This is a genomic window from Paenibacillus sp. FSL K6-1122, assembly GCF_037977015.1.
GTDB lineage: Bacteria > Bacillota > Bacilli > Paenibacillales > Paenibacillaceae > Paenibacillus > Paenibacillus amylolyticus.
In genome coordinates, this window is the sequence record NZ_CP150272.1 from 5,492,768 (window position 1) to 5,507,792 (window position 15,025).

The following is a 15,025-nucleotide window of genomic DNA, read 5'->3' on the forward strand; positions in this document are numbered from 1 at the left end:
CTTTTGCTGGTTGGTGTGATCAGTCCGTTTAGTTCCGCTCTGGCAGTATATCTTGTTCAATTAACAACGATTCATCTCTGGATTCTTCTACCGTTGCTGCTACCTGCATCGTATGTTGACCGTAACGTTCCAATAATAGATCCAGCGGCATGGCAATCATCTTGGGTACCAGTTGTTCAGTACGCTGTTTCAAACGTTTGGTTCCTGCCGGGTGGATTACACTTAACAGCAGCTTCAAGTATACTTTGGATGCAGCACTGAACGGTCCAGGAGGCAATTCTTGTATGGTAAATCCGAATTTTTCTGGGCCTCTGTTAATCATACTCACACCGTATATGGCCTTGGCAGAGCGTAACTCAGGTTCGAGTGCCACCATGCGTGCCAAATCCGGCAATTGCTGTTCCATGGTCCGAATCATGCGAATAGCCAAATGCATACTGGAACGTGACGTCACTCCAAGTTCAAACAACTTCTGATTGTCAAAATGTAGTTCTATCACCGGATCTCCATTTTGAATGACATGGCCATCATTCATCTCCACCCGTGCTCCGTGATATACACGTGATCTGAAGTGCAGCATGGGGTCCTCTGGCGAAGCCGTCCGTAGATGGTATACCCAGTGGAACAACTTCTCCCAGCCCAACCATAAGGCAACAACGATTCGTTTCCATAGCTTCAATGGTGTCTGTAATTGCGTTTTGTTCTGAGATTCGCTCACTATGATACCTCCCATCAACGTATCAACGCGTACGCTTTGCAGGCCTAGCCGTTCAGCTTCCTGTAATACGACTTCCAGCGCCTGAAGCATCTGCTCCGGCGCGTGTGCATCAGCACCAAGGGTCGTTCCTCGATCATGCAGCAGCATGACCTCTCCGCCTCTCAGTTCCTTCAGCATCCGTTCAGTCAATCTCTGGGCACCTACTCGGCTTCTCCAATCTTCAAACATGGAAGACCACAGTACAATCTTTCGTTCTTTTTTGCTGAAAAAATCAAACAAATTCATAATCCCCCACGGTGGACGATAATAACAAGTCTTCACGCCGGTTACTTCATGAATAATCTGACCTGTTCGCTGAATCTGATCTCGAACGGTACGTGGCCGCATGAGCCAGTTCGTCTTGTGAATATAATTATGAATGCCAATAAGATGACCTTCCTCATGTATGCGCTGTATGAGTTCAGGATGACTCGCTGCATGTTCTCCAACGACAAAAAATGTGGCTTTTGCTTGATGCTGACGAAGCAGATCGAGCAGTCTTGGCGTATAATGTGGATCTGGTCCATCGTCAAACGTTAACGCAAATTGTGTATCACTTCTTCCCCGTCGAAATACACGAAAACCAAAAAGCCTGCTGATCAAACTTGGAATAAAGGCGTAAAAAGATGAAAGATACAATAACCACAGTAGAATACTCTGAAGTATCGTTGTCATGTTGCAAGCTCCCCACTTCTCCTGCTGAATTACGGTGCACTATGGCACTATCTAAAATAAACCGCCTTTAATTTTATCATAGTTCAGACTTTTCTTGAATCCTGTTTTCCCAAAAAGATAGCTATCGTGTACAATAAATACAATCTAATTATTGCCATCAAAGGAGCCATGTCCATGCTACCGCTTTACAAAAAATACGGGCGAACTGTCTTTGACATCGCATTGCTCGTATTAACCGTGTATGTGATCATGTACGGTTTCAGTCAATTATACCATGTGGCTGCACCGGTCTTTCTATCATTCATTGTGTATTGGATGATTGAACCGCTGGCCAAATTTTTACATCGCAAAGGATTGCCCAAGACACTTGGAGCCGCCATCTCCGTCTTGTTGTTTCTTGCATTAATTGTCGCTGCCTTTTTTGGGGTAGGCTTGATTATCATTTCACAAATTTCCAATCTTCAAGATAATTTCCCCGTATACATTGAAATGATACAACGTGAATTCACCAATCTTGTTTTATTCATTCAGGACAAGTCAGACGCTCTCCCTGATGGAGTTATGGAAAAAGCGAATGATTATTTTGCAACACTGACCGGGTTCCTGTCCAAATGGGTAACTAGCGGAGCGCAATTCGTAGTAGGTTTCCTCAGTTCATTCTCTTCGTTTATTACGAACTTCGGAATTGCGATTATTCTGGCATTTTTCCTCAGTATCGAGATTGAATCCTGGCGCAAGTTCGCCCGTGCGAAAACGCCCAAAACATTAAAGTTAGCTATTGAATTCATGCGTAATCACGTGTTCAAAACAATCCGCTCGTATCTGAAGGCACAGATGATCATGATGCTCATTACGTTTGTATTGATTTATGCAGGTTTGTTGATTTTGGGAACCTCTAACGCCTTTACCATTGCAGCAGTCTGTGCGGTTTTTGATCTGGTACCCTTGCTTGGCGTTCCTGTTGTATTTATTCCATGGATCGTCTACTTATTCATTATTGGCAATAGTAGCCTGGCGATTGGCCTGATTGTGATTCTGGCAGTAACGATGCTGACACGGCAGTTGCTGGAACCGAAAATATCGGGTAACTCGATTGGTGTATCTTCGGCGTACTTGATGCTTTCGTTTATGCTGATCTCCCTTTCGATCTTTGGCCTGGCTGGCGTAGTGTTATCTCCAGTGCTCCTGATCCTTCTGAAAGAACTGTTACAACAAGGATACCTGCAAAAGTGGATTCACCTGCCAAAAGATGAATTTGAGTCCTCTCCATTAGTCATGGACCCACCCGTTAGTAAGGCCTCAGCGAATTCTGCCGAGTCTACTGTACACCGTCCCATTCCTGCGAAGGATCATGAGGACTCCGCCAAATAGTCCATCACCTTCCTGAAGAGAGCCGTCGCCTGATGTTGGCTGTCAGGAGAGACATTTTGAACAAGAACAGCTACAGCATATTGGGGTTGTTCTACCGGTCCATAACCAATGAACCATTGATTGTTGCGCTTCTCTCCATGTTTCTGTACCTGAGCTGTACCTGACTTCCCTGCAACATGCCACCGCGCACGCTGCAGGGATTTTCCTGTTCCCTCACGGACTACCTTATTCATCCAGGATAACAGTTTATGCGCTGTTACGGGAGCAATCTGTCCTGATGCTGAAGGTGAATCATGCAAGGGCATCTCCAGCATGGTGCCACCATCCGCATATCGGATGCGCTTAACGAGACGTGGGGCACTAACCTTTCCATCATGTAACAGTGTAACGATCAGATTGGCAGCTTGCAGCGGTGTGACCAAGACATCGCGCTGACCAATTGCTGTCTGTATTTTCGCACCTTCATCAGCAGAAGAAACAGCCTCTGTTCTCACACGCCCGTGATCCTCATGATCAAAGTGTCGTAACACAGGCATTCCTGCCATCTGCTTCCCTTCCCAGCCAATCGGACGCGCGAGTCCCAGACGATCAGCCGTGTTCTCCAGTTGTTCCATACTCAGCCTGCGCGCCGTTTCTGCGAATACGATGTTGCAAGACTCAGCGAATCCTTGCTCCAGATTCAGGTCTCCATGACCATGCTCCTTCCAGCAAGACAACCCATATCTTCCGTACTCACCACCACAATGGAATTCTTCTCCGTTAGAAACCGCATGATACTCCAAAGCAGCAACCGCAGTGACAATTTTGAAAATGGAACCCGGTACGGCTCCCTGTACTGCACGATTCCCCCAGGCCGATTCTTTAGGGTCCACATGTTGTGGCTGATAGAAAGGACGGGAGATCATGGCGCGAACATCTGCGTTAGCGGCATCTAACACAACAATGGCCCCTTCTTGTAATCCAGATTCTTGCGTCAACCCCTCCAACCCACGCTGTAACTCAGCATCCACTGTGGTTTCTACACGTAAAGGATAATGGCTATTGGCCGGTGCAATGACGTGCGGCTGAATATCAGGGATATTCTCCCCACCACCCGAAACCATGCGTGATACAAGCGTAGGACCAATTCCCCTTAACAGGGGTTCAAGTGTCCTCTCCAGTCCAGCTGCTCCTGCTTTCATGGCAAATGGCTGTTTCACTTCATCCTGATGCCCAGTCAGAATTTTGGAGGACTCAGGCTGTTCAGCCAGATAACCCATCCACTGCATTCCTGTATGCCCCTGAAGGTACCTTGTCATCATCGGATAGATGCCCGCTCCTTGCAGGTGCAAACTACGTAGGCGCTCCACCTGAGCAGCGGTCAAATGAACAGGCTGATGTGTACCTGCTGTCCAGAAATGAGGTATACTTTCCTGATTCCATTCCTTCTTCAATTGATCCGGATCGGTATGTAATATAGCTGCCAACTGTACCATCTCGGAGCCTTCTAATGCCCCTTGCTTGCGTAATTTCTCTAACGGACTTGCCTGTGGAAAAAGAACCAGTCCCCATTGCAGCTTACCGGTCAACGCCTCACCCTTGTAATCCGTAAATTGTCCCCGCCCCGGGTCAAGCATCACCCCGCGTTCACGCTGCAATACAGACATTTCACGTACCGTTCGGTGAAATCCAGGCATCGTCTGATTCACCTGAACGATCTGAACCCATCCCAATCGTAATATAAGCAATCCAAAGACAAGAGTTAGAAGAATACAAGTTATATAGATTCGCCGTTTCGCAAGGAGATGCATCCCAATCTCACCTTTTGTCGTTTTGACATATTATTGCTGATATGGCTTGGAATTATCCGGTAAACAAAAAGAAAACCTGTCCCATGTGCGGGACAGGTTCTCCTCATTTCAACCTTGGCTTGTTAAACCGTAAAGCGTGACAAGGTTTCTTTCAGTTCAGTAGACACATTCTCCAGTTTGCCAGACAGATTGACCAGCTGGTTACTGATATTTTGCTGTTCACTGCTCAAGGAAGCTACTTCTTGGGACGTTGCAGAAGATTCTTCAGCTACAGCGCTGACATTGCTCATGGCTTCAGACAACGTACCTTGAGATTTGTTCAAATCTCCAATAGAACCTGTCACCATACCCAGACGTTCCACAAAGGCACCCATCTGTTCCTGCACGGAAGCAAAGATGACGTTGGTGTCTTTAACCGCATCCATCTGTTCTTTGAATAAAGGATAAGCTGCCGACAAAGCATCCACGGTCTCATTCATTTCGGTCATGATTTTGTCTGTAATCTCTCCAACCATCTCAATGGATTGTCTGGATTGAGCCGCGAGCTGACGAACCTCATCAGCCACCACCATGAATCCGCGTCCGGCTGCACCGGCACGTGCTGCTTCAATGGTTGCATTCAGGGAAAGGATATTTGTCTGTTTCGTTATGTTTTGCAGCACTTCAAGCACTTTCAGAACAGAAGACGTACTCTCTTTCAGTGAATCAACCTTATTCACCAGTGCACCAATCATTTCTTCTGTCTTCTGCGTTTTGGTCATCAACTGATTCAGATGTTGTGTTCCTGTCTGACTGGACTTCTCTACATGACGAGCAGAATCACCCATCTGTTCATTAGCAGCGATTACACTCTGCATCTGACGAGAGATATTGTCAGTTAATTCATTGCCACGTTCCGCTTCGGTTGCCAAACTGCCCGCACCGCCTGCGATCTCTTCTGTAGCTACGGCAATCTCCGAAGCAGACACAGCCGTTTTCTTGGATGCACTGCTCAGCTCAGAGGCCGTATCCAATACTTCCTGCGCAGAACGATTGGTTTGTTCAACCAGCTTAGTGATCTGCTCCATCATCAGATTGAAGGCGGTCGAGAGCTGACCAATTTCATCCTGGGAGCTATATGGTGTACGAACTTTAAGATTACCTTTTGCACCTTCCTGCATCAGGTCTTTCAATTTGCCAAGTGGACGAGCGATCATACGCACCATCCAGATCCCGATCAATACTGCAATCCCCGCATCAATCAGCGCCATCCACAGGGTCAGAGTCAGAATGCCTTTTGCGTCCTGAACCAAAACAGAGGTAGGTATCATACCAACCAGTTTCCAATTGGATGTATCCATCGTACTGTATACAGCCAGCATTTCCGTAGATTTGCCATCTACCGTATACTCCGTATTCGTACTACCTGCTGGTTCGGTCAACTCTTTGACAAATGCAAGCTCTGTTTCTTGTCCTGTACGATCCGAGATGGAGGATGCAACCACTTTATTATCCGGAGCAATTAGTTGAAGAATAGCTCCTGGCCCAAGATCAAGCGATTTCAATTGTTCCTCCAAAACTTCCAGTTTCAGTTCAATAACCAGAACATACGACTGAGTAGTCCCCTGCAAGTTTTTCATGGAACGTGCAATTTTAAACGTTGGCGTTGAGCCATCTTCTTTGACCTCTGTTGGAAGCCAGCGATAACCGCCCGCCTCAATTAACTCACTGTACCATGCTTCCTGGCGAATGCTGCCCATGGATGAACTGTTGCTGCCGGTACCCATAATGGACTTTGTATCGTCCGTAGGTACCAAATAAATCGCTTCCATAGATTTATTTGTAAATGCAACATTGGACAGTTGCTTGTTGATTGAACTTGAGTTCACGAATGTATCATACGCAGTCAAATTCGTATCTGACATTTTTTGTAGCAAGGACTGCATTTCCGGATCAAAGAAAATCTGTGTGGATGTATCGACAAATCTCTCCAGAATAATGTCCATTTTTTGTTTGGTCTGATCAATGGTCTCCTGATTGGCACGCGAGGCATTTTTCTCTATCGTACCTTTGGCCTTCGAATAGGATAATAGACCTAAACTTACTACAAAAATCATAATACCGGCAAAAAAGATCAAGAACAGTTTAACCCCTACGGATTTAACCGGATTTGCCTTCTTAATCTGTTGGAAAGAAGACCCTCCAAGGTTTTTCCAATCCCGGTTTTTAAATTGTTTCTTCACCCAATCAGTCTTGATCCAGCCCAGCTTGAGCTTGCTGCGGTCAATCTTAAACAATCTTTTGCCATTACCTGTCGTTTTGCTTTTAACTACTTTTTCTTTCTTCACTTTCTGAACCTTCTCAGGATTAACCTGCTCGGCTTTTGTCACTTGCTCCCCACTGTCTTCCTGCTTCTTTTGAACCAATCCCATTCACCTGCCAGTAATTTACTTGTTAGATTTTTCTTTCTCTCCCCTATAAATATGTAGTATTCGACAGCTTTCTTCGTTCCCCTTTCACTTCCCAGAAATATTTTACAACTTTATTCCTATTTTTCTATAAAAAAAAGACCCCCATCTGCCGATAAACGGAGGTCCCCATGTAAATTTCATAACACTATTTTGTTAAATCATAATACAATATTGACACATTGTAGGTATTTGAGCCTACTTCTTTTTTCTCATCATATCGAAGTACGAAACCGGTTGATCTACCTTCATTTTAATCAGTTGCAACGGGTGACGAGCAGCATCTAGAACATTTCCTTCTTCATCCTGTATTTCACCGACGACCTGTTTGAAAAAGTGACCTCCCGGGCCGAAAAATTCAATTTCCTGTCCTGGTTTGAAATGATTGCGCTGTTGAATGGTTGCCATTCCTGTTTCAGCATCATACCCCATGACCAATCCAGCGAAATCAAAAGGTACAGCCTTTTCTTCCGGTTCATAGATATGATCTTCATGGTCTGGTGTATCATAGAAAAATCCGGTATTCAGCGGGCGATTCGCCGCTTTGTTCATTTCTTCAACCCATTCAGGTTTCAGAACATAATTTTCCGGGTCTGCCATATAGGCGTCAATGGCTTGACGGTATACGTTAACCACGGTTGCCACGTAGTGGATCGATTTCATACGTCCTTCGATCTTGAAACTGTCCACACCCACATCAATCAACTCGGGAATATGGCCAATCATGCACAGATCCTTAGATCCCATGGAGAATGAATTATCCTGTTCCTCGAACAGGGGAAGCTGGTTCTCACCTAGTTTGAATGGCGCAGGGGCCTTCATCTGCATGTCCTCTTCGCTGACCCACACCGTATCTTCTCTCGCATCCTCGAACAAATCATACTTCCAGCGGCAAGACTGGCAACAGCCGCCCCGGTTGGAGTCCCGATCCGTAAAGTGATTGGAGAGCACACAACGTCCGGAATACGAGGAACACATCGCCCCGTGAATAAAGGCTTCAATTTCGATATCCACATTGGCCTTGATCTCTTCAATCTCTTCAAAGCTGGTCTCACGTCCGAGAACAACACGTGGAAGTCCTTCATCTTTCCAGAACTTCACCGCTTGCCAGTTGAGTGTGGATTGTTGAGTACTTAGATGTACCTCAAGGCCTGGCACAGCACGAAGCGCTACTTCAATAATAGCTGGATCAGCTACTATGATTGCAGAGATTCCCGCATTATAGAGATTTTGCAGGTACGTTTCGATACCTTCAACATCCTCATTATGTGCATAGATGTTTGTCGCTACGAACACTTTGGCTCCATACTTTTTGGCAAACTCCACACCTTCACGCATCTCTTCAAAGCTGAAGTTATCCGCGTTGGAACGCAGTCCATAGGCTTGTCCACCGATATATACGGCATCTGCACCGTAATGGATCGCAAATTTTAGTTTTTCCAGATTACCCGCCGGAGCTAGCAGCTCCGGTTTGTCCAGACGGTTACGTTTCCCCGAGAACTTCCGCTGTACCGCCACTGTTTCCATTCTGTTCACCTCGTCTATTAATACACTTGTTCTTTATAGAAAAATCCAAAAGACAATTCACGTTCAGGGTCCTGTAACTTGCGCACCTCAGCGAGCCACTCTTCAGAGAACGCATATGCATCAGCATCGGCTATATAACTGTCAATCGCTGTCCGATATGCACGTACAACAGCTTCATTGTAGGTGAGTGATTTTAACATACCTTCAATTTTGAAACTGTGCACACCCGCCTCCATCAACAGATGAAGATCTTCGAGGATACATATATCCTCTGAGCTCATAATGTGTGTACCGTTAATGTCCTCGTAGATCGGGAATTTCTCATCCCGACGTTCAGCCTCGATCAGGAACAATCCCCGTTCTTTGCCCAGATGTCCCTCAACCGGCCGCCCTTGATGAGCCATGTAACTTTGTACCAGACTGCGCTTGGAATGATAAATATTCGTCATACCATGCACCTGAACCTGAGCTTCCACTTTCAGAAAAGGGACCATTTCCGTCAACTCGTCCATATTCAACTCACGGGCAAGCACAACACGACTAGCTCCCTTGGTTCCCCAATAGTTGGCCGTCGCATAGTTCGTTGAAGTCATCTCCGCATTCCAGTGCAACTTCACATGTGGCGCGTATTCCTTCATGGTAGCCAGCACGGATGGATCATTAAACTCCACACCATCAATACCGATTCTGCCAAGTGCTTGAACATATTCAGGCAATTCTTTCAACAGTTCGTTGGACATCAGATTAGTCATGGATACATACACACGCGCCTGATGTTTGGCTGCAATGGCAACCACCTCTGCTGTCTCTTCCACGCTAAAGCTGCCTGGAAGACGCATGCCGAATCGATCATCTCCAATGACCAGAGCATCTGCTCCAGCCTGGAGAAGCACTTCTGCCTCTTTCACATTCGCTGCTGTAACGAGCAGTTCATGTTTCTTACTCATATAATCCCCTCCGCTTATTGCGCAGCCTTACTTTTGGCTATATTTTGCTGGTGTTCCTTATACGTTTTGGCAAATAGATGTCCAGACGAGCCATCCTTTTTTGTCACATAGAACAGATACTCCGAAGCTTCCGGATTTAGCGCTGCCTCAATGGACGGAAGACTTGGACTGGCAATTGGACCTGGTGGCAAGCCTTTGTTCAGATACGTATTATAGGGACTTTTCACCTTTAGATCCTTGAAAAACAATCGTTCCTTCGGTCTGTCGAGCAGATATTGCACGGTAGCATCAATCTCCAGCTTCATATCCTGATTGATCCGATTGTAGATTACACCTGCAACCAGAGCACGTTCCTCGTCCACTACAACTTCTTTCTCCACGAGTGACGCGATCGTCAGCAGTTCATGCAGGGAAAGGTTCTTTTCCTGAAGCTTGGCTTCCAAATCAGGAATGGAATTAATCTTGGTCTGGAATTCTTCCAGCATCCGTTGCATCACATCATGCGTGGAACTTCCCTTTTTCATCTCATACGTCTCCGGGAATAGATACCCTTCCAATACGTAGCGAAGTTCTTCATCCACTGGAATATCTTTGATGATATCTACATCAAAGGCCGATGGATCATTGGCCAGCTTGATGAATTCATCCCGATCTACAACATGCTCATAAGAAAGCTTACCCGCCATTTGCAGAACGTTATAACCCTCCGGAATCGTAAATTTCACCATTTCTTCCGGTACAACTTCGCCACTACTCAGCTTGCTAACAATCTCATCATATGTCACGCCAGGATTCATTGAATATGTACCCGCCATGAAATTAGAACCTAGTTTCTTCCACTTTAAATACCCTTTAAAGGTTAGCCCACTTCGAATGAGGCCTTCTTCTTGAAGCTGATCCGCGATTTTCGAAGTTCCCGATCCGCTCTTAATCTCGAATACGACCGGTTCTGTAGAAGCTTCCACAGGACGCATCATACTCCACACGTAACCGCCTGCGCCTCCGACAAGAACTACAATGATAAGCAGTATGACTACAATTGCTTTCCCTTTCAAAAAAGAAACAACTCCTTTACACAACCAAAAAGAGCGGACTTCTCCGCCCTCCCGGTTTCTTCAATTTGAAGCTGATTTAATCTTCGTCAATGGGGAGTGTACACTCATCATACAGTTCCGAGATGTTCTCCCACTCATCGTCATCGTCGATCGTAACTAACTCTGGCATGATCTGGTCTTCACTTCCAGGTGATACCCGCAGAAGTTCAACCTCGTCATAAGGTCGCAACGAACTGCGGAGCACCGCGTACTGTTGACCGTTCACTTCGAACTCAGCCAACAAGTCATACGGTTGTGATTTACCGTTCTCTTCCTCGAGCTCAACATGAGCACCGAATGCTAGACGCAGTGAATCTGTCCATTTCAGGTCTTTGCGGCTATATTCCGTCATTTAGTTCGCTTCCTCTTCATCTTCAGCAAGAAATGTATTAAACGTCTCCTCGACGATATCCCATTCGGCATCATCTTGGATGACGAAAAGTTTAATATCGTCGCCCTCTTCTTCATAACGGAATGCATATACATCCGTTTCGCCATCTTCAGGTTCAACCGGAGCAACCATCATGTACTTGGCCTCCGAACCATCTACTTCAAACTTCATGATGACTTCGAATTCCTCTTCATTACCCTCGTCATCCGCAATGTAAATAATTTCCGCTTCTTCTTCCATACCCAGTTGATCTTCAGCCATTGTTGATCCCCCTCACCTTCTACTATTGGCATCCAAATAATTCTGCAAAATCAAGCTTGCGGCCATTTTGTCCACAACCTGCTTGCGTTTTTTCCGACTGACATCCGCTTCAATCAGCGTACGTTCTGCTGCCATGGTTGTCAGCCGTTCATCCCAAAGGTGAACAGGTAAATTCAGTTCATCCCGCAGGCGTTCGGCAAAAGCAATGCAGATCTCACCGCGCGGTCCTACGGTGCCGTTCATGTTTTTGGGAAGTCCGACTACGATCTCACTAATCTCATGCTCACGCACAAGTTCGGCAATCCGAGCGAACTCGCCTTCATCACGGCGGCGTTCTAGCACTTCCAATCCCTGGGCAGTCCAACCGAAGGCGTCACTCGCGGCAACTCCGATTCTTCGGTCCCCATAGTCCAAACCTAATATTTTCATCCATGCTCTCCCATCCTGGGGCCTGCTCAGGTCGATTACAAATAATCGCCTTCTCAAGCTTCAGGCTGTCTTCTGTCGGTTCATTTCCCGCTGCCTGCAAGGCTGCAACACAGCGGAAGCGGCGTACATTACCGGTGATTGGCCAGATAGGAACGTACAAGCTCTTCAATCAGCTCATCGCGCTCCTTTTTACGGACCAGACTACGTGCGTTGTTGTGACGAGGAATGTATGCCGGGTCTCCGGAAATCAGATACCCAACAATCTGGTTGATCGGATTATACTCCTTATCGACCAATGCATCATATACCGTGAGAAGAATCTCTTTGGATGATGCTTCCTGTTCGTCACCTTTCACATTAAATTTAACCGTCTTATCCATGGAGTCCATTGATGACACCTCGCTCCTGCATGAACATGGGGACCATGTCCTGCCGAATTGATTTCTGTTTATATAATAACATATTCTGACTGCCACAAGTAAACAAAGGATAAGGCAATTGTGTTTTTTGCTTGTCCTTTACTGGCTTCAGCATATTGCATCATTCGATTCCACACGCTCTCGGGTACAAAAAATAAACGAACAGAACCATTTCGATTTATTTTTTGACGATTGAAAGCCACTCAATGGATTTATGCATTATGCCCGCTAACCAGCGAAACTGCCAGTTTCAGCGCTTCATCCAGCTTGGTCGCATCCTTACCTCCGGCTTGCGCCATATCTGGACGTCCACCGCCACCGCCGCCGCAAACTGCTGCGACTTCTTTGACGATTTTGCCTGCGTGTAATCCTTGTTTCACTTGTTCAGCAGGTACTGCTACAACAAAATTCACTTTGCCGTCCGCTGGAGCACCCAATACGAGTACCGCGTTAGGCAATTTTACTTTCAACTCATCTGCCACTGTACGCAGCGCATCCATGTTCGGAGCATCTACGCGTGCTGCCAGCAATTGTGTATTTCCTGCTTGTACCACTTGATCCGTCAATTGACCAGCTTCCATGGCACTCAGCTTGCTTTGAAGGGATTCAGTCTCTCTGGCTGCTTCTTTCAATTGTTGGTTCAGACCTTCAATCCGTTTAGGTACATCAGCCACATTTGCTTTGAGCAGTGCTGCTGATTGTTTAAGCAGTTCCAACTGGCTTTCCACATACAGATATGCGCCGCGGCCAGTTACAGCTTCGATCCGGCGTACGCCGGAGCCAATTCCGCTCTCGCTCACCAGTTTGAAGATTCCAATCTCTGAAGTATTATTTACGTGACAGCCGCCACAAAGTTCCAAACTGTAGTCTCCGACTTGAACAACACGTACAATATCTCCATATTTTTCACCAAACAGGGCCATCGCACCCATTTCTTTGGCTTCATCAATAGCTTTCAGCTCGATGTTCACGTTCAGACGATTCCAGATCTGTTCGTTCACTTGACGCTCAATTTCTGTCAACTCTTCCGGCGTAATGCTGCCGAAGTGAGAGAAGTCAAACCGCAGACGTTGTGGCTCTACGAGCGATCCTGCCTGGTTTACGTGTGTGCCGAGCACATCTTTGAGTGCCTTGTGCAGCAAGTGGGTAGCCGTATGGTTTTTGATAATGTCGCCACGTTTCGCTGAGTCTACTTCGGCGTTGATCACATCACCTACACGCAGTTCACCAGACTCCACAGTCACCAGATGTACATGTTGTCCGAGTGGAGCTTTGAACAAACCTTGTACTTTTGCTGTTACACCAGCACCTCGCAGCAAGCCCTGATCACTCACTTGACCGCCACTTTCCGCGTAGAACGGAGTCTTGTCCAGAACAACCTGACACGTCTGTCCTTCGCCTACAGATTCAACAAGGGCGTCACCAGCTACGATGGCTACCACTTTTGCTTCCGTCAACAGGTCAGTATAACCAACAAACTCGCTTTTAACCTCCAGATCAGCAAGTGGTCCGCCTTGGACTTTCATGCTCTCGTTCTCTTGACGCCCAGCACGTCCAAGCTCACGTTGTTTCTGCATGGAAGCATCAAAACCTTCACGGTCCACAGTCAGACCATGCTCTGCAGCATAATCTTCTGTCAGGTCAAACGGGAAACCGTACGTATCATACAGTTTGAAAGCTTCAGGTCCGCTAATAACGGTGCGTCCTTCGGATTTGGCTGTGCCGCTGATATCAGCCAGAATAGCCAGACCATCTGTGAGTGTTTCGTGGAAACGCTCTTCCTCGGTTTTGATTACTTTGGCGATGAACTCCTGTTTGTCTACTACCTCAGGGTAGTACATGCCCATCACTTCACCAACGGTTGTTGTCAATTCATACAGGAATGGACGGTCAAGCCCAAGCACTTTTCCATAACGAACTGCACGGCGAAGCAAGCGACGGATGACATATCCACGTCCTTCATTACTTGGCAGAACGCCATCACCTACTGCAAAAGCAACCGTACGGATATGATCGGCAATGACTTTCAATGCAACATCAATCTCTACGCTGTCGTTATATTTCACACCTGCAAGAGCAGCTGTTCTTTGAATCATCGGTTGGAACAGGTCTGTGTCAAAGTTGGAATCCACATTTTGCAGAATGGAAGCAAAACGCTCCAAACCTGCACCTGTATCAATGTTTTTGTTAGGAAGCGGTGTGTAGCTACCATCTTTGTTATGGTTGAACTGGGAGAATACCAGATTCCATACTTCCAGATAACGTTCGTTTTCCCCACCTGGATACATTTCAGGATCACTCATGTCGTTTCCATAAGCTTCGCCGCGGTCATAGAAGATCTCGGTACAAGGACCACATGGGCCTTCGCCGATATCCCAGAAGTTTTCATCCAATTTAATGATACGCTCAGCAGGCAGTCCTACTTTTTCGTTCCATAGTTTGAAAGCTTCTTCATCTTCCGGATATACCGTTACGGAAAGACGTTCCGGATCGAATCCGATCCACTCTTTGCTGGTCAAGAATTCCCAAGCCCATGTTACGGTCTCTTCCTTGAAGTAATCTCCAATAGAGAAGTTGCCGAGCATTTCGAAGAACGTATGGTGACGACGCGTTTTACCAACATTCTCGATATCATTGGTACGGATACATTTTTGGGAGTTCGCAAGACGCGGGTTCTCCGGCTTCTCACGTCCGTCAAAATATGGTTTGAGCGGTGCCATACCTGCATTGATCCACAAAAGAGAAGGATCGTTGTGAGGCACGAGCGATGCGCTCGGCTCGATTTTGTGACCTTTACTTGCAAAAAACTCTATCCATTTGGACCGGATTTCACTGGCTTTCATACTGGATGCCCCCATTAAATTATAATAGTCCGTTGCGTATTCGCTCCGGTTGGTCAACATTGTTTTTGTAAAAA

The 15,025-nt window shown here is 46.4% G+C and carries 12 protein-coding genes; 1 reads left to right on the top strand and 11 read right to left on the bottom strand.

Translation table 11 applies throughout. The features are described 5' to 3' along the window. Positions 1-28 precede the first annotated feature (28 nt). Positions 29-1,432 (bottom strand): polysaccharide deacetylase family protein, encoded by a 1,404-nt coding sequence (locus NSQ20_RS24605; protein ID WP_074096201.1) that lies wholly within the window; start codon positions 1,430-1,432, stop codon positions 29-31. Positions 1,433-1,606: 174 nt separating this feature from the next. Here NSQ20_RS24605 and NSQ20_RS24610 point away from each other — a divergent pair, with 174 nt between their 5' ends. Continuing rightward, positions 1,607-2,803, top strand: coding sequence for an AI-2E family transporter (locus tag NSQ20_RS24610; RefSeq protein ID WP_047844061.1), 1,197 nt, complete (start codon positions 1,607-1,609; stop codon positions 2,801-2,803). Here NSQ20_RS24610 and NSQ20_RS24615 read toward each other — a convergent pair. The 10 genes from NSQ20_RS24615 to alaS all read right to left on the bottom strand — a co-directional run bounded on the left by NSQ20_RS24615 (position 2,782) and on the right by alaS (position 14,951). Beyond that, a complete protein-coding gene (locus tag NSQ20_RS24615) occupies positions 2,782-4,593 on the bottom strand; it encodes a penicillin-binding protein 2 (RefSeq protein ID WP_340031064.1) in 1,812 nt (603 codons plus the stop codon). The genes NSQ20_RS24610 and NSQ20_RS24615 overlap by 22 nt on opposite strands. A gap of 122 nt (positions 4,594-4,715) precedes the next feature. Then, positions 4,716-6,998: a methyl-accepting chemotaxis protein gene (locus NSQ20_RS24620; RefSeq protein WP_338706885.1), complete on the bottom strand. Its 2,283-nt coding sequence runs from the start codon at positions 6,996-6,998 to the stop codon at positions 4,716-4,718. Positions 6,999-7,238: 240 nt separating this feature from the next. Next, a complete protein-coding gene (locus NSQ20_RS24625) occupies positions 7,239-8,567 on the bottom strand; it encodes a U32 family peptidase (protein WP_100529071.1) in 1,329 nt (442 codons plus the stop codon). Between the two features lie 17 nt (positions 8,568-8,584). After that, positions 8,585-9,514 (bottom strand): peptidase U32 family protein, encoded by a 930-nt coding sequence (locus NSQ20_RS24630; protein ID WP_222215759.1) that lies wholly within the window; start codon positions 9,512-9,514, stop codon positions 8,585-8,587. Between the two features lie 14 nt (positions 9,515-9,528). Further along, positions 9,529-10,569 carry an endolytic transglycosylase MltG gene (gene mltG / locus NSQ20_RS24635; RefSeq protein ID WP_338706886.1) on the bottom strand — a complete coding sequence of 347 codons (1,041 nt, stop codon included), beginning with the start codon at positions 10,567-10,569 and terminating at the stop codon, positions 9,529-9,531. Between the two features lie 76 nt (positions 10,570-10,645). Beyond that, positions 10,646-10,960 carry a DUF1292 domain-containing protein gene (locus NSQ20_RS24640; RefSeq protein WP_047844066.1) on the bottom strand — a complete coding sequence of 105 codons (315 nt, stop codon included), beginning with the start codon at positions 10,958-10,960 and terminating at the stop codon, positions 10,646-10,648. After that, positions 10,961-11,260 carry a DUF1292 domain-containing protein gene (locus NSQ20_RS24645; protein WP_017686820.1) on the bottom strand — a complete coding sequence of 100 codons (300 nt, stop codon included), beginning with the start codon at positions 11,258-11,260 and terminating at the stop codon, positions 10,961-10,963. Positions 11,261-11,272: 12 nt separating this feature from the next. Further along, on the bottom strand, positions 11,273-11,689 hold the full coding sequence (gene ruvX, locus NSQ20_RS24650; protein WP_062835871.1) for a Holliday junction resolvase RuvX: 417 nt from the start codon (positions 11,687-11,689) through the stop codon (positions 11,273-11,275). Between the two features lie 128 nt (positions 11,690-11,817). Next, entirely contained in the window at positions 11,818-12,078 is a 261-nt protein-coding gene (locus NSQ20_RS24655) for an IreB family regulatory phosphoprotein (RefSeq protein WP_036616950.1), read from the bottom strand. A 242-nt stretch (positions 12,079-12,320) separates the two neighbouring features. Then, positions 12,321-14,951: an alanine--tRNA ligase gene (gene alaS / locus NSQ20_RS24660; protein WP_105601814.1), complete on the bottom strand. Its 2,631-nt coding sequence runs from the start codon at positions 14,949-14,951 to the stop codon at positions 12,321-12,323. Positions 14,952-15,025 lie beyond the last annotated feature (74 nt).